The following is a 20,787-nucleotide window of genomic DNA, read 5'->3' on the forward strand; positions in this document are numbered from 1 at the left end:
AAAAATAATTTCCCAAATTGCTTTATAGGACGCTAGCGTATGTAATATAAAATAACTAGGCCAGAGAATTAAGGCAATAATATCAAGGAAACGTAATTTTGACGATTGCCTATAAATTCTTAATATGATCTGTCAACAGTTTTCCGGACAGTTTTTTACGCACATTTTTGTATTTTTTCGTATTGTACTGGTGATAGATAATCGTTAGCAGAATGCATTCTTATACGATTATAAAATACCTCTATATATTCAAATATAGCATGTTTTGCTTCCTCCCTAGTTTTAAATTTATGTTGATAAATTAATTCTGTTTTTATAGTATGAAAAAAGCTTTCAGCAACAGCATTATCCCAGCAATTTCCTTTACGACTCATACTCTGTATAATACCATGTTGTTTTATAAGTTTTAAATGATTATCAGAACAATATTGGCTACCTCTATCAGTATGCCAAATAAGCTTTTTAGGTGGTTTACGTTGCCATATTGCCATTAGCAAAGCATTATTAACTAAATCAGCTTTCATATTACTATTCATTGACCAGCCTATTACTTTTCTAGAAAATAGATCAATAACTGTTGCTAAATATAACCATCCTTCTCCAGTTGGGATATAGGTGATATCACCAACCCAATAACAATTAACATTAGAAACTTTAAACTGTCTATCCAATAAATTAGGAGCAACTTGCTTATTATGCTTAGAATCAGTAGTTGCTTTAAATTTATACTTAGTTTTACATACTAAGCCAGCTTCATTCATTAGTCTTGTAATTCTCCTACGACTAACAATTATGCCTTGCCTCAACAAAGCCTTTTTAATGGGTCTAGATCCATAATTTCGTCTACCTTCCTGAAAAATAGCTCTAACCTTACAGGTTAATTCTCTATTTTCTTTATCCCTATTGCATCCAGGGTTATTTAACCACTCATAATAACCGCTACGTGATACCTTCATACATTTGCACATAATTGCAATTGAGAAATCATCTTGATGCTTCTTTATCCATGCATACCTTACAGGGACTCTTTTGCAAAGTACGCTGCAGCCTTTTTTAGTATATCACGCTCCTGTGTTACTATCACCAGCTCTTTCTTTAATCTTTTTAATTCATCATACAGATGTTCATCTGTTCTTGTTATTGATTCTTCAAATTGTTTAGAATATTTATCTATCCAACTATATAAAGTATTCTTACTGATACCTAATTCTTTTGCAGTCTGAATAACAGGTCGCTTCGATTCAGTTGCCAATTTAACTGCTGATTCTTTAAATTCACTAGAATACATTTTTGTTTTTGTCATACTGTATTTCCTTTCTGTTAATATTGTCTCATACTAACTGTCCGGAATACTATAGCCACATCAATATATAACAAGCACTTCCGTATAAATATAAGAATGCAAAAAATCCGTTAATCAGCCATAAATAATTAATTATAGGATTTTTGTTTATGATAATGGTAAATATTACAAAAGGTAAGCACCAAAAACAGTAAGAAGATAAGCCGATAAAAATATAAATAGTAGCTATTTGCCGTAAATTAAATTTTTTACATTTATCTTTGCATGCTTTAAAAACAAAAAAAGTTTGCAGGAAACCTTTAATCCAACGTGATCTTTGATTTAACCAATTCCCGATACTAATAGGCGATTCCTCTAAAGTATACGAATCAATCATATATACTTTATAGCCTTTTGAATAAAGCCTTATACCAAGTTCGGCATCTTCCGTAACGTTATAGGCATCCCAGCCGCCTATTTCATATAGTATATTTGTTTTGAAATGGTTACTAGTACCGCCGAGCGTCACCGGTAAATTTAGTAAACTCAAACCCTTTAAAATATACTCGAACCATAAGCTATATTCGATGTTAAACATTTTGGTCAGTAAATTCTCGTCTTTATTGTAAAAGTTAAGTTTAGCCTGCAAGCAAGCATATTCAGGCGGTAAATCCTTAAATACTTTTAATGCCGTAAGTAGCTGATCGGGATCAGGCATATCTTCCGCATCATATACGACTAAATATTCCCCTCGTGAATATTCTATAGCGTAATTCAAGGCTTTCGGTTTGGTTCTCGGTAAAGCGACAGGCACTTGTAACACGTGAATATATGAAGGTAAATTATATATGGAGATTTCTTTGATCATTAAATAATCATCGGCTTCAATAATAATCTTAACGTCTAATTTATTTTTAGGATAATTTAGAAGAGAGATATTTTTGATTATCGATTTTAATTTGCCTGTTTCTTTATATAAAGGTATTAAAATCGTATAAATTGGAAATTCTTTAGATTCTTGATTAAAATGAGATATTTGAGCTTGATTTGAGGCAACCTTACAGGGCAAATTATCAGGCAAAACAGCACGCGAGAATAACAATATTTTCAAAAAATTTTGTAAAAAATAACCGGCATTATTGGCAATATGAAATAAAGCGGGAAAATATACAAGCATCCCTAAAAAAATTAAGAAGAAAATTATTACTTTATCGCTATAGTTAATATTTTTAGCGATGACCGCCTCGCTCGTAAATTCCAGGAAATATTTTGACTTAACAATATTTAGGTGAGCAAAATTTGCTTCTAGAACCTTATAAAAATCAGGTTTTTTAATCAAGTATATATGGTTTCCGGCATTTGCTAGCAACGATAAAACTCTTAAGTCATTTATTGCAATGACCTTGTTATTTTGGATATCTTCATAAACAAAATATCCCTTTACTATATATTCCTTAATACGAGAATAATCGTAAATCTTTATATCATGACTTTTATTATCTATTAACGGTAATGAATTACTGTTATGTAATAGATCTATCATTAATTCATTATCAATAAGCTCTTCCCGAATTATAATTTCGCCTAAATTCTCTTTAGTAGTTTTTTGAATCAATTTTAAGTTAGCAATTTGGAACTCATTTAGTAATTCTCTATTCTTAATTACTTTTAAAATATTATCTTCATCTATATTTATACATCTAACCATACTGAAAATGTTATACCCGATATTTTATATTTTTTATTTGAAAGGCTACGATCCCAAAAATAGCCGATTTGAGTTGTTAAAAAATTTTTCCCTACATTATCAAATTTTATTATTTTTGCAACCGAAAGTTGTTCATAGACGGTTTTTTCATAAATATAACCGTAATCCTGACGATTATGATATTTGGTAAAACTCACCAACATAAAACCGTTCTCAAATTTAATCCCTTCAGAAGTAGAAACATTATAATATCTTTTTTTATAGCCGAGATAGTTAAGATAATGACCGATACTTACCGTATTTTGATTAAACACGGTGGCAGAATAAATTTGTTTTGACATGCCGGATAATAATGAAAATTCTGCAAAAAATTCCTCTCTGCAGCCTTTATCTTTACTAACAAAGATTTTAGGCTGGAGCGATATAACAAAATCATTTTCCTGAAACAATTTAAGCTTATAAAATAAACCGGCTTCCTCGGTAAAGCTTTTTCTACCGATAAACTTATCTTCCTTAAATAAAAAATGAATACCGAAATTTTGATTGTCGCTAATGCCGTATTCAACACTACCGCTTGTAAGCCGTTCATCTTGATATGAGGACAATTCCGCTATCCCTTGCCGCAATTTTTTTATGCGTTTTGATAGCCTCTTATAACGGCGAGAATTTGGGTTTAATTGCCGGTTAGACGCCTCTAGCTGCTGCAATTTTTCTTCTAAATCTTGGGCAAAAATTTCTCGTTTTTTCTTCTCCTTTTTTGAGGCTTTATCGACATTATTGATATTTATACTATACCGATACCTACCCTCCTCTAACAGCCAAGCGGAAGCGTTAACTTTATTAGCGCTTAAAATAACCGAAACAAAAACTAAAATAAAACACCGAAATATATTTATCATAACAAGCCGCATAAATCAAAATACGGTATTATAATACAATTTATAGTTGAATAAAGTATTAAATGAAGTTTTTAATAAAATTTAAATTGAAACATTAAATATTTTATTGTATTTGTACTTGAGAATACTTGAATAAATATTTTTATATTAAGAAAATTTTAATAATTTATAAGGATATGTGTATGTCTAAATCTAAAGAAGAGCCTATTTCAGCTACCAGAATCGGTACAATTAATTTTATTTCAGAAGCAAATATTACCGGCTATAACGATGCAAACGGTGCAAATTCATTAGCAAATAGTAGTGAACGCACATTATCTAATGTTTTACCTTTAGGAGAAGGAGCAGAAGAAACGGCGGAATAAATAAAAATTTTCTATATACTCTCGATGACATTCCCGCGCAGCATTGTTGCGTGGATAGGTTCAAAGCGTGTTATGTCATTCCCGTGAAAACGGGAATCCAGAAAAAAATAGTCATCCTGAATTTATTTCAGGATATACTACAAGAGATGCTGAAACAAGTTCAGCATGACAAAGCTGGATTCCCGCCTTGAGCTATGAATGACATAGGGTACTTTTTTAGAGCCATGCAACAACGCCTTCTCGCCTGCATGAGCGTTGTTGCGTGGCTACCGGAATCGTCATTGCGAGAAGGCACAAAGTGCCGACGCGGCAATCTAGTCCTTGTCATGCTGAACTTGTTTCAGCATCTTTTTTTAATAGATCCTGAAATAAATTCAGGATGACTATGTTTTTCTGGATTGCCACAGCCACTTCGTGGCTTCGCAATGACGAGTTTTTTATTAATTTTCGAGTCATACAATAATGCCGGTCAAGTCAAGTCGGACAGTATAATATCACTCTTCCGGCAACACTTGATTTTGCAACTCAAACAATTCGGTGCTTGCTGATCTTGCTAGTTTTAGCATCGCTAAAAATTGCTCTTCGGAAAACGGTTTCTGCTCGGCTGTACTTTGTACTTCAATTAAATTGCCGTTCCCGGCAAAAACAAAATTCGCATCCACTTCGGCGTTGCTGTCTTCTAGATAATCTAAATCAACTATCGGCTCACCTTTATATATACCGCAAGAAACGGCGGCAATTTGAGTAATTAACGGATTCACTTTTAACGCTTTCCTGTTCATTAACGACCGAACGGCTAAATGCAGAGCTATATAACTTCCCGTAATGGCTGCCGTTCTAGTACCGCCGTCTGCGTTTATCACGTCGCAATCAATAATAATTTGACGCTCTCCTAAGGCTTTAAGGTTAATTATCGCACGCATTGATCTACCTATTAGCCGCTGGATTTCCTGCGTTCTACCTCCTTGCTTACCTAATGCCGCTTCTCTTTTTATACGTTGATTGGTAGAACCGGGCAGCATACCGTATTCTGCAGTAATCCATCCTTGACCTTGCCCACGTAAGAAAGGCGGTATGCTTGTCTCATAAGTAGCACTACACATAACGTGAGTATTGCCGATTTTAATTAAACAAGAACCTTCTGCATTAACAAGAGGAGATAATTCTATCGATATTTGACGTATTTGGTTGTTTTTTCTGCCTGATGGTCTCATAATTGTAATTTATCTGTAATAATTCTTGAAAGATAAGTAGTATATACTCAAATGATTTCAGAAATTAAATTTTATTTTGAGGGGCGACTGCACGCAGCGTACACTTAGTACGTGAGTACAGGAGTCCCTGATAAAATGAAAGAGTAATTTTTGAAATCAGCAGAGTATACTTGAAAATCTATAATTTTTCATTATATAGTTAGCATTAAACTTCAAATAAAGATAGATAATAAAATGGATAATAACAGTAAAGAAAAAAATGAAGAAGAAACACAGCTAGAAGAAACTCTGCAACCTGAAGCAGAAGAAGTAGCTAATTTAAAGGGCCGAATCGAAATATTACAGGATAAATTACTTAGAAGCGTAGCGGAGGCTGAAAATACCAGAAAGCGTTTAGAAAAGTCTCGTGATGAAGCACGTGATTATTCTATAGTTTCTTTTGCCAAAGATATTCTGACCGTTAGTGATAATTTATCAAGAGCGTTAGAGTATAAACCGCAAAATCTTGAAGGAGAAGCAGCTAATATTGTCACCGGTGTTATTTCAGGGGTGGAAATGACAGCGCTAGAGCTTGCAAAAATATTTAAAAAACATAATATAGAGTTAATAGAGCCGATAATAGGCGAGCTGTTTGACCATAATATACATAATGCAATCTCGCAAATCGATAGTGATGAGTATAAGTCCGGGAGTATAGTTGCCATAATGCAAGTGGGTTATAAGCTTAAAGATCGACTATTACGCCCTGCAACTGTTCAGGTGGCTAGGTAGTCGTGTTATTTGGGAAGAAGTATTGCTGCTCCATCGTCATTGCGAGGAGTTGCGGTAGCAACGACGTGGCAATCTAGAAAAAAATTATATTATATTACGCTGAAATATCTATTTTCTGGATTGCCGCAGCCCCTTCGGGGCTTCGCAATGACGATTCTGATATCTACATATTAATAATATAAACCTGTTAAAAAGAGAAATATTTTGAATAAAACAGCTATATTTTGGTTTATCCTTCTAGGGATTTTTATAACTGCCTCAGCGTTAATTTCAGGTGCTATAAAACCTTTCTTTATTGCTTTTATAATTGCTTACTTATTACAGCCGACTATTGATTTTATTGTATCACGGCTCAAGCTACCGAGAAACCTAGCGGCATCTATAATATTCCTTATTTTTTTAGGAGTGTTTTTTGTAGCACTTATTATATTATTACCGATAATTTATCAACAAATTTCTATTTTTATAAATAATGTTCCTAAATATAAAAATTATTTTCAAGCGGAAATAATGCCGCATCTTTCGGCAAAAATTTACTCAATAGAACCGAATATTGCCGATAAAATTAAAGATTCGCTAAGTAATTTTATAAATAATATATTTACTATATTAACTAGCCTTGCTAATAATTTCTGGCACTATACGATAGTTACAATCAATATATTTATATTATTGTTATTAATACCTATAATATTATTTTATTTCCTACGGGACTGGCCAAAAATTATAGCAAATATGAAATCATTATTACCGATGCAAAGTAAAAAGAAAATATTAGAAGTATTATTTTCCATTAATAATTTACTATCGGCTTATATCAGGGGGCAGCTAAATATCTGCTTATTATTATCGATTTTTTATAGTATTTCATTATCTATTGTCGGTATAGATTTAGCCATTTTACTAGGTATCTTAAGCGGGTTTCTTGTTATCATCCCTTTTATCGGCACTTTAATATCTTTTTCTCTGGCACTAATTGTCGGCTATTTAACTTTCGGTATGAAAATAAAATTGTTATATATAGTAATGATTTATCTTATCGGTAATATCGGCGAATCGTATATTTTAACGCCTAAAATTATCGGTGATAAAATAGGTCTTCATCCGGGTTGGATAATATTCTCAATTTTGGCTTGCGGGAGTTTATTCGGCTTTGTCGGCATATTTTTTGCTATACCGATCGCAGGCATTACCAAAATTCTACTTTTTAACGTCATTGACTTTTACAAAGCTAGTAAGTTTTATAGTCAAGAGCGGTAAAGAGTAGAGATGGTATTGTTGCGCGGAACAAAAACGTTGCAAAAAAATACCGTCATTGCGAGGAGGCGTTGTTGCGTGGATCAAATTTTTGATGTCATTCCCGCGCAGGCGGGAATCCAGAAAAAACACTTTTATGTCATCCTGAATTTATTTCAGGATCTATTAATGAGATGCGCAAAACTTGTTCAGCATGACAAAAAAAGCCTGGATTCCCGCCTGCGCAGGAATGACATACTGCCGCTTTATCGAGCCATGCAACAACGCCGTCCTAGCCAATTTTTGAAGTTCTATCTAAGTATATGCAACAACTTATATTTCCCTTATCCTACAATACACAATATCATCCCGATGAGTTTATTGTTTCTAACTCTAATAAACTCGCTCATAATGCGTTAAAAAACTGGCAAACAAATTGGGGAGTAAATCCTTATAAATTTACTTTATTAATTAAAGGAGCACCTGCTTCAGGCAAAACCTATCTTGCGAAAATATGGCAAAACCTAGCTAACAGCTTTATCATTAAAGATATTTTTTTTGATGAAGAAATTTTAGCTAAATATAATAGTTTCATTATTGAAGATATTGAAAATTGGCAAGAGGTAATTTTATTGCATTTATTTAACCTAATTAATGAGCGGCAAAAATATTTATTGCTTACCGGTAAGATAAATAAAAATTTTATATTGCCTGATTTATCTTCAAGAGTAAAATCCGTATTAACTATTGAAATAGAGCCGCCGGACGATGAATTAATGAGGATATTGATCTTCAAACATTTTGCTACTTCTTCTATAACAATCCCCGAGAGCGTCGTAGATTTTTTATTAGTAAACCTACCAAGGCAACATAAAGAAATTATAGAAATATTAGAGCAAATTAATCACTTCGCTCTAACCTCCAAACGTAAAGTAACGATTCCTTTAGTTAAAGAGGTATTAAATTTGCAGAATATTTGATTATTTGATGTCACTCCTACGCAAGTATTGTTGAGTGTATAGGTTAAGCGTGTTCGATGTCATTCCCGTGAAAACGGGAATCCAGAAAAAACACTTTTATGTCATCCTGAATTTATTTCAGGATCTATTAATGAGATGCGCAAAACTTGTTCAGCATGACAAAAAAAGCCTAGATTCCCGCCTGCACGGGAATGACATTGAAAATTCGAGCCATGCAACAACGCAAGTACAAGCAACTAGATGACACCGGAATGCTTTACATAATATTTTTTTGCTTCCAAAACTTACTAAAAGTGCGTTGACCGAAGTAAAAACTAATAATACCCGCAAAGATTGTTTGGTCTTCTATGCTCCATAAAACATCCAGATACTCTGCTAAAATAGCCGTGTTTTTTATAGCTTTATACTGGATATATTTGACTCCCCCATACATAGCAAAAAAGCTGTAAGCTAAAACGGGGCGTACCGAACTATTTAAGGCATCAACCCAACTTATTCCTGATTTATAAGTCGAGTAAAGCGAGTATTGTTCTGCCATTTCTTTAGAGATAGTTAGTTCCGTAAAAGTTTTAGAGTGATTAAGTTTATTATTTTCAATCTGCCGATCTAAAATATGTAATTCATGCTTTTTATCGTTAAGGTCTTTTAATATTTTTAAAATCTCAGGCAATATAGAGCTAATAAAACCTATTATTGTTGCAAGTAAAGTAATCATAAATATACCAAAATTTATTTTTTATATTTTATAGTATATCAGTAATTAATTACTCCACTAAGGAGGATACTAAAGTTAATTGTAATGCATGTCATTCCCGTGAAAACGGAACTTTGTTGCATGGCTCGAATTTTCGATGTCATTCTAGCTAAAAGCGGGAATCCAGGCTTTTTTTGTCATGCTGAACAAGTTTTGCGCATCTTTTTAGTAGATCCTGAAATAAATTCAGGATGACTTTGATACTTTTTCTGGATTCCCGTTTTCACGGGAATGACAACTAAGAAGTGATATTAATCAGCTTTATACCGACCTTAACTTATCTATAATCTTGGAATCTTTAGCTAATTCTAAAAATAATTCTCGCTCAAACGGCAATATTTCTTCTTCGCTTATCTCCGAGTGGTGATTTATAAAATCCTGTAGTTTTGATAATATTTTATTTTGTACGTCATTATATTTGGAGGTATCTAACTCATTTGCTAAAGTTATTTTCGGTAGGGTTATTTTATCGGTATACAGCGCATTTACGCCGGTAAAATAACGTTTTTTAGGTAATTCTAACTGTAATGCCTCATCTAAGATATAATTCTTATTCATATTTATTTGTAAGTGAGCGATATTATAATCGGCTGCGAAATAATCGGCAGAACTTGATTTATTTTGGGTCAAAATATTTTTGATATTTTTAACTAATTTATCTTTATCGCCCTCGCTTCTTAAAAGCATCTCGGTAACACCGCCCCACCCTGGGATTAAACCGACCAAAGCCTCAACAAGACCGGCATTTAATTCCTGATTAGCTACTATAAAACTCGAATGTAGTAATAACTCGCACCCGCCTCCGAGTGCTGCTCCCAGTGCGCAGCTAATAACATGAGAGGTTGAATATTTTAGCTTTCGCATAGTTTGCTGACCTAGCTTTAAAAACTCTTCTAAGCCTTGAAAATCTTTATTTTCTATATAAGAAAGAATTAATTTTAAATCGGCACCGGCAGAAAAATTATTGCCTTGCGACCAAATATAAAGATTTTGCTCTTTATTCTCGGCTATCTCGACGGATTTTTGCAGTAAATTAAACACCTCTTTATTTAGGCAGTTCATTTTAGTATTAATAACAAAAACTAATTGACCTTGATAAAGTAATAATTTAGCGGAATCATTCTCCGCTACTATTTCACTTAATTTTATTATATCTTTTCTCGATCTAAATTTTTCTTTATCAATATCTTTATATGAGCCTTTTGCTAAATAATCAGGCAGAGGCAATTTCATAAAATTAGCTTGATAAGTTAACCATTGCCAACTGTCTCTTACATGAAGTGTAAGCAATTCAAAAGGTCCGAATTTCCAGCTATAACCAAGCTTCATGGCTAAATCAATATCATAAATATTGCTAGTGACTTCAGGGATTAAACTTGTTAAATAAACATAAAATTCCGTTATAACTTCAGCAAAAAACTTGCCGTAAATAGAATCGCTTGTTAATAGCTCATTAATATCTGCAAATTCATTTTCTACTTTCGCTACCGGTTTATAAGATAAATCGGCTAAATTTATAACTTCTTTTATTTTTTTCCCGTTTACTGAAGAGAGGCGATAAAATCCCCCTCCTCCTTTACGACCGATTAATTTATTTTCAATCATCTTATCAAGGACAGGAGTGTTTAAATAAATTTTGTGGTAATAATCAGTTTCCGGCAGGCTAGCAAGCAACGAACCGGATATTAATTTCATTACGTCATGACCTATTAAATCATATAAGCCGAAAATTCCGGTACTCGGCAAACCAAATTGAGTAGTAAATATCTTATCGATAATTACTAAATCTAAATTTTCTTTTACTGCTTTTCTAACAACTAACTCAAGTAAAAAACAACCGACTCTGTTAGCAATAAAGCCCGGAGTATCGTTACATTTGACTATAGTTTTACCGAGAATTTTTGTTAAAAACTTGGAAACACGGGCGATTACTTCCGGTTCTACTTCATTATCCGTAATTAATTCAAGTAGCTCCATATAGCGCGGCGGATTAAAAAAATGCGTAATTATAAACCGAGATTTCAGCTCGCCACTCAAATTTTCTTTCAGCCTTTTTAACGGCAAAGTGGAAGTATTAGAGGCAATAATTGCCTCTTTCTTCAAATAAGGAGTAATTTTATTATATAATTGATGTTTTATTTCTAGCTTCTCAATAATAACTTCAATAACTAAATCACAATCCTTAAGTAAGTCTAGATTATCTTCTAAATTACCGATAGTAATAAGATTTGCCTTATCGGGAAAAGATAAAGCGGGAGGTTGTTGTTTATGCAAATTTTCTATCGCGCTTTTAACGATTTTATTTTTATCGTTTGGGTCACTCGCTACAATATCCAATAACACGACTTGATGAGAAGAATTAGCAATTAAAGCGGCAATCCCTGCCCCCATAACTCCCGAACCGATAACGCATATTTTTTGTATATTATTTTGCATAAATTAATCCTCTTATTTGGGTGAATATCAATTCGTCATGGCGAGGCGGCATTAGTGTTGTTACATGGCTCTAAAAAAGTGTTATATGTCATTCTAGCTAAAGGCGGGAATCCAGACTTTTTTTGTCATGCTGAACAAGTTTTGCGCATCTTTTTAGTAGATCCTGAAATAAATTCAGGATGACTTAAAAATATTTTTTTCTGGATTCCCGCCTTTAGCTAGAATGACATCGAAAATTCGAGCCACGCAACAACGCAGGTACAAGCCACGGAGTGACAAGAGCGATTCAAGAAAACACTACGCGCTCAATTGCCTCCGCATTATGATTAACTAAATCCTTAGCCACCTCTTTTGTGATCATTTTCTTTAAATTATTATTTAACTCATGCCGTACACAACCAAGCATTTGCGGTTCGGCAACAATAATTAATTCTTTGTATTTATGAGGAATCTGCATTATCTTATCTAAATTCTTAGCAACGCTTCTTGCCGCTTCTTTATGCTCTATATCTTTAAGTGAAGTACGCGGTTCAAATAAAGACCCAGGATTTGATTTATTTTGATAATAACTTTGACTTTTTTCTCGATGATGGTGATGCTCTTCCGACATCAACAATATTTCTTCGGGCTTACCGGTAATTTTTATTCCCTGCGCCTCGTAAAGCATCATACGCAGGCTATCAATAACGGCAATTAGTTTTAATTGTGTTCCATTTTTCATAAATACCTCTTAAATATTTTTATCTATGTAACAGCTTTGTTGCATGGCTCGGTTTTACACTTTGTGTCATTCCCTCGAAAGAGGGAATCTACTTAACAATATAACAAAATTAGTAAGTTAGATACCGGCTTTCGCTGGTATGACACCAAAAATTCGAGCTATGCAACAAAGCCCTATGTAACTTAATGATAACTATAATTAAAATTAAATCTATCAAAATAATATTAATTTAGTAATTGTTGTTTTTCCTTATTAATTATTCCCTCTATCTTCTCATTGAGTATGCGCACGTCAGATTGCTCTACTTCTTCTACGCTTATAACACCGATAATTTTCACTTGAATCGTCCCCGGTTTTTTAAACCAAAAGCCTTTAGGCCAGTAAAGCCCTGCATTATGAGCCATCATAACGATAGGCACTTTTGCGATGGAAGCTAATTTTACCGCACTCGGTTTAAATTTTACTGTTTTTTCAGGCAGTACTCTAGTTGATTCAGGAAAAATAATTAACCATAACCCTTGGCGTATTTTTTCTTGCCCTTCTCTTAAAATTTGAGTAACCGAGATATTAACGTTACGATCTACCGCAATAGGATTAACCATTCTAAGCCCCCATCCGAGCAAAGGTATATTAAATAACTCACGTTTTAATACCCAGGAATGCTCCGGAATAATTAGTTGCATAAATATCTGATCCCAAAAAGATTGATGATTAGAGACAACTATCGAAGGTATTTTCGGCAGCTTCTCAAGACCGGAAACTTGATATTTTAGACCGCAACAAAGTCTTGCCAACCAGACAAAAGCACAGGAAAAAATAATGGCTATTTTATATCTTATTTGATAGTTGACATTGAAAAACGTTACTGGTATGTAACATATAAGAAAAAAAACAAAAGTAAATGTAGCAAGTAACCCATAAAATAGTAAAATCCTGAAACGCCAAAGCATAAATAAATAATTAATTCGTTAAAAATACAGTATATAACATAAAATTCATGACTAATAAAATAAAAAGGTACTAAATGAAAAAAACTATCCTTTCCGGAGTTCAAACAACAGGCTCTTTACATCTTGGTAATTACTTAGGTGCTATTAAAACTTGGGTTAAAATGCAGGAAGAATATAATTGTTTTTTCTTTCTAGCCGATTTACATGCTATTACTATAGATCAACCCCCTGAAGAGCTTAGAAATTCGATTATGCAAACTTTAGCTATTTATATAGCCGCCGGACTCTCTCCTGACAAAATCGCTATTTTTGCACAGAGTATGGTCAAAGAACATAGCGAACTTGCTTGGATATTAAATTGCGTTACGCCTCTTGGCTGGCTTAAGCGTATGACTCAATTTAAAGATAAAGCCGGCAAGACCCCAGAAAAAGCTTGCCTTGGGTTATTGTCATATCCCGTGCTTATGGCAGCGGATATATTATTATATCAAACCGATATAGTACCGGTCGGCGAAGATCAAAAACAACATTTAGAGCTGACGCGAGATATTGCCGGAGTAATTAACAGGAAATTTAATAAAGAAGTTTTGAAAGTACCGGAGCCGTTAATCGGCGGTTCCGCCACTAGAATAATGAGCTTGCGAGACGGTCGAAAAAAAATGAGTAAGTCCGATTCTTCTGATTCTTCACGGATTAATTTAAAAGATAGTGCCGATCTTATTCAGCAAAAAATAAAAAAAGCTAAAACCGATCATTTAACCGAAATTAGTTATGATAAGGAAAACCGCCCGGAAATTAGCAATTTAATTGATATTTATGCTAGCTTATCGGAAATTAGTAGCGAGACAATAACCCAAAATTATCAAAATAAAGGTTTCGCTAACTTCAAAGAGGATTTGGCAGAAATTATTATTACAAGATTACAGCCGATTCATAGCAAATATTCAGATTTAATGAATAATCAAGATTATTTGCTAAGCATACTGCAGAAAGGAGCAGATAAAGCAAGAGCTAGGGCAACAAAAACAGTTACGGAAATAAAAGAATTATTCGGTTTCGTGGTTTAGGTTATGTGTCATTTCATTTGAACTAGGCATTGTTGGGTGGCTCGAATTTTTGCAAAGCGGCCGGTGTCATACCGTGGTCAAGCCCACTACTGTACGAACGTTGAAAAAAGGCTGTGTCATGCCGTGACTTGATCACGGCATCCAGTCTTTTTATTAAGGTTTTTCTGGATACCGTGGTCAAGCCGGCGTTGTTGCATGGATAAGAAATTGCCATAAAAAGGGGGTCATTCCCGCGCAGGCGGGAATCCAGCTTTTTTTGTCATGCTGAACTTGTTTCAGCATCTCTTGAAAAAGATCCTGAAATAAATTCAGGATGACTATAATTTTCTGGATTCCCGCTTTCGCGGGAATGACACCGAGAGCGTTTTTAACCATCCATATAACAACACCGGTCAAGCCACGGTATGACACCATACTTGTAATAACCATAATACGATAATTATGATCCACGCAACAATACTAAACTAGAACGACATTGATAGAATTATATCACATTATATTAATAAAATTTAAAAGATAATAGCGTTGTATAATATCAATTCTGTAATATTTTCATTAGCAAATTAATTTCTTCACGCAGCTCTATATCGGTTTCCGATAATTCTTCTACTTTCTTGATGGCGTGCATAACAGTCGTATGATCTTTTTTACCGAATTTCTTACCGATATCGGCAAGGCTTTTAGGTGTAAGTGCCTTACTAAGATACATAGCAATTTGCCGAGGTCTAGCTACCGCGCGTTGCCGTGTTACCGAAGACATATCGGAAAATTTAATATTATAACGATTCGCCACCTTTTTTTGAATATCTTCAATGGTAATTATCCTTTCGTTAGAACGCAGTAAATCTCGTAAAATATTTTGGGTATTTTCTAAAGTTACCTCCCTACCGACAAGATTAGAATGAGCAATAACTTTATTTAAAGCTCCCTCTAACTCTCTGACATTTGAGATTATTTTAGCAGCTAAAAACTCGATAACATTTTTTGGGATATGAATATTCATTTGTTCAAGCTTGGACTCTAAAATACCGAGGCGCAGCTCATAAGTGGTGCTGTGAACGTCGGCAACAAGCCCCCATCCTAGACGTGATTTAATTCTATCTTCAATATTATCCAGGTCAGACGGCGATCTATCGCAAGATATCACCATTTGCCGATTATTATCGATCAAAGTATTAAAGGTATGAAAAAATTCCTCTTGCGTACTATCTTTACCGCAGATAAATTGAATATCATCGATCATTAATACGTCAACCGAGCGGAATCTTTCTTTGAAAGCCATAACGTCTTTATTACGGAGTGCCTTAACAAATTGATACATAAATTTTTCCGCCGACATGTATATTACTTTACGGTTCGGATTATTTTGTTTTATATACCAACTAATTGCATGCATTAAATGCGTCTTTCCAAGCCCCACCCCACCGTATAAAAAAAGCGGATTCGATTCGGATACCACATTACCGGACTCGGCAACCGCCCTTGCTGCTGCATATGCCAGTTCGTTCGGCGCTCCGACGACAAAATTATCAAATGTAAAACGAATATCTAGCGTTGAAAAAATATTTTCTGAATTAAGGTCGGTTGCCTCCAAATCTGCAAAAGACTTGGCAGGTAACTCCAAAATAGTTTGTTCGGATAACGGTAATTCTTTGGTAATTATTTCTATTGATTTAATCCCTTCGTTATAATGCTGAAATAATTGTAATATAACAATAGAATATTTTGATTTTACCCAATCTCGGATAAAATTTGTCGGCGCGCAAAGTATGACGTTATTTACGGAAAATTCTATAAAATTGATTTTGCTAAACCAACTATTATATAAAGCCTCTCCGTAATATTTATAAAGATCTTGGGCTACATGTCCCCAAACATCTATAAAAACATCCGGTTGTTTTCCTAAAATTATCTGATTTTGATTAGTATTCACTTAAAATTGCCACGGTAAATTATTTTGTTTCCATCCGATATTACAGTTATTTCCTTCAAACCCGTCAATAATATTATAACAATTTTCATAATTCATTTGGGCTATGAAAGTTGCTGCCGAAAACGACCTATGTCCGGAGCGACATAGAAAAAATATATTACTCATCTTATTTTTAATACACGATATAAACCGGGTTTTAAAGTTTTTATTTAACGACATATTAGGAGGTAATTGCCAACTTAAAAAAACGACCTTATTTCGATCCTCTAGATAAGGGACACCTATTTTTTCTCACTCCTGCGGAGTTCTAACGTCTATAAGCATAGCATCTTCATCCACCATAAGTAAGCTATAAGCATCTAAAGAACTTACATTTTTAACGTTCATAATGATATGCTGTTAGTTTTTATAATTTTATGAATGTCAGCCTAATAAGCAAAAACATAGATCGTCATTGCGAGGCGCTGCAGGCCTTGTTGCATGGCTACCAGAATTGTCATTGCGAGCGACTGCAAGGAGTGCGGCAATCTAGAAAATAATAATTTCCATAGCATTTTTTGCTATTTTTTCCTAGATTGCGGCGTCGATGCTAACGCATCTCCTCGCAATGACGAATGATGGATTCCCGTTTTCACGGGAATGACATTAAAAACACGATCTACGCAACAATGTCTTTGCAAAAATGTCATCGAGAATTATCTTGGTATTTAATAGTTTTAATAATATTATTATAAAAAATTTTTGCAAGATTAGTTTATGAATAAATTAAATAAAAAAGACTTTCAAAAAAAACTCTATTACCGAAGTAAAAATCGCGGTTGTAGGGAAACGGATTATATACTTAGCAAATTTGCCGAGCAACTTTTATTTGAACTAGACGAAAAAAAACTTAACGAATTTGCTTTAATACTTGATCAAAATGATAATGATCTTTATAATTGGCTTACCGAAAAATCCCCTATTCCCTCTTATTTAAATGCTGAAATAATGAATAAGTTACGCGAATTCTCAAAAAATTAGAAACTAAATAATGTTGACGCAAAAATTTCCGTCGGTAGCAAAAAGCTTCTTTGCTAATCGATATTCTATAAGTAATTCACACAAAAATGTTATTTTACTTGCAAGTAACGAAGAAGACGCAATAAAACTATATAAACAAGCTTTATTTTTCTCTCCTACAAACAATCTACTATATTTTCCTTCTGTGGATACCGTCCCTTATGACCATGTATCACCCAATCAAAATATTTTATCGGCAAGAGCAAATATTTTAACTAAACTGATAACAAACGGTAATAACAATAAGCAAAAGAATATAGTTATTACTCATGCTACTAATCTCTTAAATAAATTACCTCCTCCGGAATTTTTTGTCAAATCATCTTTAAAACTTTATCTTAAGATGAAACTTACCGCTACTTCACTTGCCGATTTCTTAGTACGCAATAGTTTTACTAGAAATGCTAGTGCTATCGATAGCGGTGAATTTGCGGTTAGGGGAGAAATTGTTGATATCATTTTACCGGGACCGATAGCTTACAGGATTAACTTTAGCTGGGATTATATTGAATCGATTAAGGAATTTAATATTGATAGCCAAATCTCTACTATATCTCATACGGCACACACGGAATTAATGATTAGCCCGGCTAGTGAAATAATATTAAATCGAGATACGATAAGTAATTTTAAAGATAATTACTTACGAAATTTCGGCGTGAATCATACTAATACGCCTTTATACGAAGCAATAATGGAGGGGAGGAAATTTCCCGGTTATGAACAGTTATTACCGTTATTCTATGATTCATGTTATAATTTAATCGATTATTTAAGTGACCCTGTCATTATTTTTGATAATCTATCTAAACAAGCTATTTTAGAATTTGAACATAGTTATAATGATTTCTATCAAGCAAGAAGTGAGTCAAATAAGATTAAATTTAATAATTTCTACCCTGCTCTCACTCCTAAATATTTGTATTTTACTAGTCTAGAGATAACAAAGTTATTAGAACACGAAGATAATATTTTTGTTGTTTCGGAAAATTCCGAGCAGACCGTCTTAATTGAAAATATAAGCGCTGCTAGTTTTACCGAGAAAAAAACGGTTTTTGATAAATTATTTGAAATAATAACCGCTAATCACTCTAAAATGCCGATAATATGCTGTCCTTCTCTAAGCGGGCTAGAAAGATTAAAAAGTATTATAGGGAGTTACGAATATCAATATAATGAAATAAACAAACTACACGAAGCAAAAATCGGCGTTATAAACCTTGCCCGTATTCCGCTTAACCAAAGCTTTTATACCGAGGAATATTTATTTATTGCAGCTAGCGACATCTTGGAAGAAAAATTAGTTAATAATTCCCCGTCAGATGCAAATCGTAAGCTTAAAAATATTTTGCTGGAACTGGATAATTTAAACGAAGAGGAATTTGTTGTTCACCGAGATCACGGAATAGGGCAGTTTTTAAAAGTCGAGACCTTAGAGGTTAGAGGCAAGGCGCATGATTTCCTAAAAATTTTATATGCCGGTAACGATAAACTATATATTCCGGTTGAAAATATTGAAGTAATAAAAAAATACGGCAATAGCAATGCCGAGCTTGATAAGCTTGGAAGTTCTTCATGGCAAAGAAATAAAGCTAAATTAAAAAATCGTATCAAAGAAATTGCCCTGCAATTATTGCAAATAGCCGCTAAAAGGAAACTTAACCTTTCCGCTGCGGTAGAATTTGATCTTGATGAATACAATAAATTTTGTAATAAATTTCCTTTTACCGAAACCGAAGATCAACTAAATGCCATTAACGACGTTAAAGCTGATTTAAGCTCAGGAATGTTAATGGATAGGCTAATATGCGGCGATGTCGGTTTCGGTAAAACGGAAGTGGCAATGCGTGCTGCCTTTATGGTCGCGAAATCCTTAAATGAACATTTGCCGCAAATTGCGATAATAGTGCCGACAACTATTTTATGCAGCCAACATTATTTAAGATTTGTCGAGAGATTTAAAGATTTAAGACTGAATATCAAGCAGTTATCTAGTGTTATTAACACAAAGGAAGCTAAAATTGTCAGGCAGCAAATCGAAAACGGTGAGATAAATATAATAATCGGTACTCATTCATTATTACATAAAAATATAAAATATCATAACCTCAAATTATTAATAATTGATGAAGAACAACATTTCGGTGTTAGTCAAAAAGAATTTTTAAAAGACTTAAAGTCTTCAGTACATATTTTGGCAATGTCGGCAACGCCGATTCCGCGAACTTTGCAAATGTCGATGAACGGGCTTAAAGAGCTGAGCATCATAGCCACGCCGCCGATGAACAGGTTGGAAGTTCGCACTACAATTATGCCTTTTGATCCCGTTATTGTTAGAGATGCCTTGCTGCGTGAGCATTTCCGAGGGGGAAGAAGCTTTTACGTAGTACCGCGAATTAACGACATTCCTGAGGTAGAAAAGCAATTAAAGCAAATTGTGCCGGAATTAAGATATAAAATAGCTCACGGTAAAATGACGCCGAATAAAATCGATGAGACTATGAGTGAATTTTATGCCGGTAAATTTGATATATTAGTTTCAACAACAATAATTGAATCGGGTATTGATATAGCCGACGCAAACACTATGATTATTCATAAAGCAGATATGCTAGGGCTTAGTCAACTATATCAATTAAGGGGAAGAATCGGTCGAAGTAAAGCTAGGGGATATGCATATTTAACGATAGCGGGTAATAAGAAAATAACCAAGCATAGTCTAAGGCGTTTGGAGATTATCCAAAATAGCTGCACGCTGGGTTCAGGCTTTACGATCGCTAGCCATGATATGGATTTGCGAGGATTCGGTAATTTAATCGGCGAAGAGCAATCCGGTCAAATTAAGGAAGTCGGCACGGAGCTTTATCAGGAAATGCTAGAAGAGCAAATAGCTATTTTGAAAAATGAACCGCAGAATTTAGAACAAAATTTCGTACCGACGATAAATTTAGGGTTACCGGTCTTTATCCCCGATGCTTACATATCGGACTGCATGCTTAAACTTGGGTTGTATAGAAGAATAGGCAGCTTAAGCAATAATGCGGAAGTAGAAAAATTTAAAGATGAAATGATTGATAGATTCGGTCCAATCCCTGCCGAATTTAATAATTTACTCGATATAGTAAAAATAAAATTAGTATGCCTTAAACTGAATATTGAAAATTTAGATTCCGGCGAACGCGGCTTTGTAATAAGATTTTATAAAAATGCTGATATGGCAGAGAAGATTATAAAATTCGTAAGCCAATACTCGCAGCAAGCTAAAGTTAAACCCGATAATAAATTAGTATTTACCAAAAAATTAACCGATGAAAATATTATTACGGAAACGGGGCAATTGCTGGATAGGCTAACCCGTCATTGCTTGTAAGACATTGCCTGTATGGATAGAAAACGATGTCATTCCCGCGCA

The 20,787-nt window shown here is 34.0% G+C and carries 26 protein-coding genes and 1 pseudogene; 13 read left to right on the top strand and 14 right to left on the bottom strand.

Translation table 11 applies throughout. The features are described from left to right. Positions 1-155: 155 nt before the first annotated feature. The 3 genes from AAHM91_RS06180 to AAHM91_RS06190 all read right to left on the bottom strand — a co-directional run bounded on the left by AAHM91_RS06180 (position 156) and on the right by AAHM91_RS06190 (position 3,889). Positions 156-1,303, bottom strand: a protein-coding gene (locus tag AAHM91_RS06180) for an IS3 family transposase (RefSeq protein WP_410526146.1) whose coding sequence is annotated in 2 segments (ribosomal slippage) — positions 156-1,057 and positions 1,057-1,303 — 1,149 coding nt in all. Because the reading frame shifts where the segments join, the coding sequence is not laid out codon by codon here. 49 nt (positions 1,304-1,352) lie between these two features. Then, complete coding sequence (locus tag AAHM91_RS06185; RefSeq protein WP_342270217.1) at positions 1,353-2,990, bottom strand: glycosyltransferase family 2 protein; 1,638 nt, start codon at positions 2,988-2,990, stop codon at positions 1,353-1,355. Beyond that, positions 2,975-3,889 carry a hypothetical protein gene (locus tag AAHM91_RS06190; protein WP_342270218.1) on the bottom strand — a complete coding sequence of 305 codons (915 nt, stop codon included), beginning with the start codon at positions 3,887-3,889 and terminating at the stop codon, positions 2,975-2,977. Before AAHM91_RS06190 ends, AAHM91_RS06185 begins: the two co-directional genes overlap by 16 nt. Positions 3,890-4,071: 182 nt before the next feature. Between AAHM91_RS06190 and AAHM91_RS06195 the strand changes: the two genes are divergently transcribed. Together AAHM91_RS06195 and AAHM91_RS06200 are read left to right on the top strand one after the other, a co-directional pair. Continuing rightward, positions 4,072-4,254, top strand: a complete 183-nt coding sequence (locus tag AAHM91_RS06195) for a hypothetical protein (protein ID WP_341794035.1) — start codon at positions 4,072-4,074, stop codon at positions 4,252-4,254. Positions 4,255-4,304: 50 nt separating this feature from the next. Then, positions 4,305-4,445, top strand: a complete 141-nt coding sequence (locus AAHM91_RS06200) for a hypothetical protein (RefSeq protein ID WP_342270219.1) — start codon at positions 4,305-4,307, stop codon at positions 4,443-4,445. On the opposite strand, the gene AAHM91_RS06205 is transcribed toward AAHM91_RS06200, so the two are convergent. From AAHM91_RS06205 to rph, 3 genes are read right to left on the bottom strand one after another with little or no spacing between them, the layout of a single operon-like run. Beyond that, on the bottom strand, positions 4,415-4,582 hold the full coding sequence (locus AAHM91_RS06205) for a hypothetical protein (RefSeq protein WP_342270220.1): 168 nt from the start codon (positions 4,580-4,582) through the stop codon (positions 4,415-4,417). The two genes, AAHM91_RS06200 and AAHM91_RS06205, sit on opposite strands and share 31 nt — an antisense overlap. Further along, positions 4,579-4,710, bottom strand: a complete 132-nt coding sequence (locus AAHM91_RS06210) for a hypothetical protein (RefSeq protein ID WP_341794032.1) — start codon at positions 4,708-4,710, stop codon at positions 4,579-4,581. Before AAHM91_RS06210 ends, AAHM91_RS06205 begins: the two co-directional genes overlap by 4 nt. 38 nt (positions 4,711-4,748) lie before the next feature. Beyond that, a complete protein-coding gene (gene rph / locus AAHM91_RS06215; protein ID WP_342270221.1) occupies positions 4,749-5,468 on the bottom strand; it encodes a ribonuclease PH in 720 nt (239 codons plus the stop codon). Between the two features lie 222 nt (positions 5,469-5,690). On the opposite strand from rph, the gene grpE reads away from it, so the two are divergent. The 6 genes from grpE to AAHM91_RS06245 are packed head-to-tail and all read left to right on the top strand — an operon-like array spanning position 5,691 to position 8,699. Then, positions 5,691-6,239: a nucleotide exchange factor GrpE gene (grpE, locus tag AAHM91_RS06220; RefSeq protein ID WP_342270740.1), complete on the top strand. Its 549-nt coding sequence runs from the start codon at positions 5,691-5,693 to the stop codon at positions 6,237-6,239. Between the two features lie 9 nt (positions 6,240-6,248). Continuing rightward, on the top strand, positions 6,249-6,413 hold the full coding sequence (locus AAHM91_RS06225) for a hypothetical protein (protein WP_341794029.1): 165 nt from the start codon (positions 6,249-6,251) through the stop codon (positions 6,411-6,413). Positions 6,414-6,443: 30 nt separating this feature from the next. Beyond that, on the top strand, positions 6,444-7,499 hold the full coding sequence (locus tag AAHM91_RS06230; RefSeq protein WP_342270222.1) for an AI-2E family transporter: 1,056 nt from the start codon (positions 6,444-6,446) through the stop codon (positions 7,497-7,499). Between the two features lie 36 nt (positions 7,500-7,535). Next, entirely contained in the window at positions 7,536-7,895 is a 360-nt protein-coding gene (locus tag AAHM91_RS06235; RefSeq protein ID WP_342270223.1) for a hypothetical protein, read from the top strand. Next, a complete protein-coding gene (locus tag AAHM91_RS06240; RefSeq protein WP_253307748.1) occupies positions 7,799-8,455 on the top strand; it encodes an HdaA/DnaA family protein in 657 nt (218 codons plus the stop codon). The genes AAHM91_RS06235 and AAHM91_RS06240 overlap by 97 nt, the downstream gene beginning before the upstream one ends. Positions 8,456-8,504: 49 nt before the next feature. Next, positions 8,505-8,699 carry a hypothetical protein gene (locus tag AAHM91_RS06245; RefSeq protein WP_342270224.1) on the top strand — a complete coding sequence of 65 codons (195 nt, stop codon included), beginning with the start codon at positions 8,505-8,507 and terminating at the stop codon, positions 8,697-8,699. 12 nt (positions 8,700-8,711) lie between these two features. Here the strand turns inward: AAHM91_RS06245 and AAHM91_RS06250 are convergent, their stop codons facing one another. After that, positions 8,712-9,170: a hypothetical protein gene (locus AAHM91_RS06250; RefSeq protein WP_253307749.1), complete on the bottom strand. Its 459-nt coding sequence runs from the start codon at positions 9,168-9,170 to the stop codon at positions 8,712-8,714. A gap of 300 nt (positions 9,171-9,470) precedes the next feature. Beyond that, complete coding sequence (locus tag AAHM91_RS06255) at positions 9,471-11,645, bottom strand: 3-hydroxyacyl-CoA dehydrogenase/enoyl-CoA hydratase family protein (RefSeq protein ID WP_342270225.1); 2,175 nt, start codon at positions 11,643-11,645, stop codon at positions 9,471-9,473. 54 nt (positions 11,646-11,699) lie between these two features. Here AAHM91_RS06255 and AAHM91_RS06260 point away from each other — a divergent pair, with 54 nt between their 5' ends. Then, positions 11,700-11,828: a hypothetical protein gene (locus AAHM91_RS06260; protein WP_342270226.1), complete on the top strand. Its 129-nt coding sequence runs from the start codon at positions 11,700-11,702 to the stop codon at positions 11,826-11,828. A 103-nt stretch (positions 11,829-11,931) separates the two neighbouring features. Here AAHM91_RS06260 and AAHM91_RS06265 read toward each other — a convergent pair whose 3' ends face one another. Beyond that, the gene (locus AAHM91_RS06265) at positions 11,932-12,366 is read right to left on the bottom strand and encodes a host attachment protein (RefSeq protein ID WP_253307751.1); all 435 of its coding nucleotides are present in this window, start codon (positions 12,364-12,366) and stop codon (positions 11,932-11,934) included. Between the two features lie 224 nt (positions 12,367-12,590). Next, positions 12,591-13,316: a lysophospholipid acyltransferase family protein gene (locus tag AAHM91_RS06270; protein WP_253307752.1), complete on the bottom strand. Its 726-nt coding sequence runs from the start codon at positions 13,314-13,316 to the stop codon at positions 12,591-12,593. A gap of 74 nt (positions 13,317-13,390) precedes the next feature. Between AAHM91_RS06270 and trpS the strand changes: the two genes are divergently transcribed. Then, complete coding sequence (trpS, locus tag AAHM91_RS06275) at positions 13,391-14,383, top strand: tryptophan--tRNA ligase (protein ID WP_342270227.1); 993 nt, start codon at positions 13,391-13,393, stop codon at positions 14,381-14,383. A gap of 22 nt (positions 14,384-14,405) precedes the next feature. Here trpS and AAHM91_RS06280 read toward each other — a convergent pair whose 3' ends face one another. The 4 genes and pseudogenes from AAHM91_RS06280 to AAHM91_RS06295 form a co-directional block, all read right to left on the bottom strand. Next, the gene (locus AAHM91_RS06280) at positions 14,406-14,597 is read right to left on the bottom strand and encodes a hypothetical protein (protein ID WP_342270228.1); all 192 of its coding nucleotides are present in this window, start codon (positions 14,595-14,597) and stop codon (positions 14,406-14,408) included. Then, on the bottom strand, positions 14,561-14,833 hold the full coding sequence (locus AAHM91_RS06285) for a hypothetical protein (RefSeq protein ID WP_342270229.1): 273 nt from the start codon (positions 14,831-14,833) through the stop codon (positions 14,561-14,563). Before AAHM91_RS06285 ends, AAHM91_RS06280 begins: the two co-directional genes overlap by 37 nt. 85 nt (positions 14,834-14,918) lie before the next feature. Continuing rightward, on the bottom strand, positions 14,919-16,316 hold the full coding sequence (gene dnaA / locus AAHM91_RS06290) for a chromosomal replication initiator protein DnaA (RefSeq protein WP_410525860.1): 1,398 nt from the start codon (positions 16,314-16,316) through the stop codon (positions 14,919-14,921). Further along, a pseudogene (locus AAHM91_RS06295) lies at positions 16,317-16,703 on the bottom strand (rhodanese-like domain-containing protein). It lies immediately after the preceding gene. 93 nt (positions 16,704-16,796) lie between these two features. Here AAHM91_RS06295 and AAHM91_RS06300 point away from each other — a divergent pair. The 3 genes from AAHM91_RS06300 (at position 16,797) to mfd (ending at position 20,745) form a co-directional block, all read left to right on the top strand. Then, positions 16,797-16,934 (top strand): hypothetical protein, encoded by a 138-nt coding sequence (locus AAHM91_RS06300; RefSeq protein WP_342270230.1) that lies wholly within the window; start codon positions 16,797-16,799, stop codon positions 16,932-16,934. A 138-nt stretch (positions 16,935-17,072) separates the two neighbouring features. After that, the gene (locus tag AAHM91_RS06305) at positions 17,073-17,336 is read left to right on the top strand and encodes a succinate dehydrogenase assembly factor 2 (protein WP_253307755.1); all 264 of its coding nucleotides are present in this window, start codon (positions 17,073-17,075) and stop codon (positions 17,334-17,336) included. A 10-nt stretch (positions 17,337-17,346) separates the two neighbouring features. Then, positions 17,347-20,745: a transcription-repair coupling factor gene (gene mfd / locus AAHM91_RS06310; protein WP_342270231.1), complete on the top strand. Its 3,399-nt coding sequence runs from the start codon at positions 17,347-17,349 to the stop codon at positions 20,743-20,745. The last annotated feature ends 42 nt before the right edge of the window (positions 20,746-20,787 follow it).

It is taken from the genome of Rickettsia endosymbiont of Orchestes rusci (genome assembly GCF_964030945.1).
GTDB lineage: Bacteria > Pseudomonadota > Alphaproteobacteria > Rickettsiales > Rickettsiaceae > Rickettsia.

Coding starts and splice junctions, on each gene's coding strand:
- AAHM91_RS06250 (WP_253307749.1), bottom strand. CDS start 9,170: ATGATTACTTTACTTGCAACAATAATAGGTTTTATTAGCTCTATATTG.
- AAHM91_RS06280 (WP_342270228.1), bottom strand. CDS start 14,597: ATGGCAATTTCTTATCCATGCAACAACGCCGGCTTGACCACGGTATCC.
- AAHM91_RS06305 (WP_253307755.1), top strand. CDS start 17,073: ATGAATAAATTAAATAAAAAAGACTTTCAAAAAAAACTCTATTACCGA.
- AAHM91_RS06255 (WP_342270225.1), bottom strand. CDS start 11,645: ATGCAAAATAATATACAAAAAATATGCGTTATCGGTTCGGGAGTTATG.
- AAHM91_RS06265 (WP_253307751.1), bottom strand. CDS start 12,366: ATGAAAAATGGAACACAATTAAAACTAATTGCCGTTATTGATAGCCTG.
- AAHM91_RS06210 (WP_341794032.1), bottom strand. CDS start 4,710: ATGACTCGAAAATTAATAAAAAACTCGTCATTGCGAAGCCACGAAGTG.
- mfd (WP_342270231.1), top strand. CDS start 17,347: ATGTTGACGCAAAAATTTCCGTCGGTAGCAAAAAGCTTCTTTGCTAAT.
- AAHM91_RS06195 (WP_341794035.1), top strand. CDS start 4,072: ATGTCTAAATCTAAAGAAGAGCCTATTTCAGCTACCAGAATCGGTACA.
- AAHM91_RS06240 (WP_253307748.1), top strand. CDS start 7,799: ATGCAACAACTTATATTTCCCTTATCCTACAATACACAATATCATCCC.
- AAHM91_RS06270 (WP_253307752.1), bottom strand. CDS start 13,316: ATGCTTTGGCGTTTCAGGATTTTACTATTTTATGGGTTACTTGCTACA.
- AAHM91_RS06185 (WP_342270217.1), bottom strand. CDS start 2,990: ATGGTTAGATGTATAAATATAGATGAAGATAATATTTTAAAAGTAATT.
- AAHM91_RS06205 (WP_342270220.1), bottom strand. CDS start 4,582: ATGACAAGGACTAGATTGCCGCGTCGGCACTTTGTGCCTTCTCGCAAT.
- AAHM91_RS06190 (WP_342270218.1), bottom strand. CDS start 3,889: ATGATAAATATATTTCGGTGTTTTATTTTAGTTTTTGTTTCGGTTATT.
- AAHM91_RS06300 (WP_342270230.1), top strand. CDS start 16,797: ATGGCTACCAGAATTGTCATTGCGAGCGACTGCAAGGAGTGCGGCAAT.
- rph (WP_342270221.1), bottom strand. CDS start 5,468: ATGAGACCATCAGGCAGAAAAAACAACCAAATACGTCAAATATCGATA.
- trpS (WP_342270227.1), top strand. CDS start 13,391: ATGAAAAAAACTATCCTTTCCGGAGTTCAAACAACAGGCTCTTTACAT.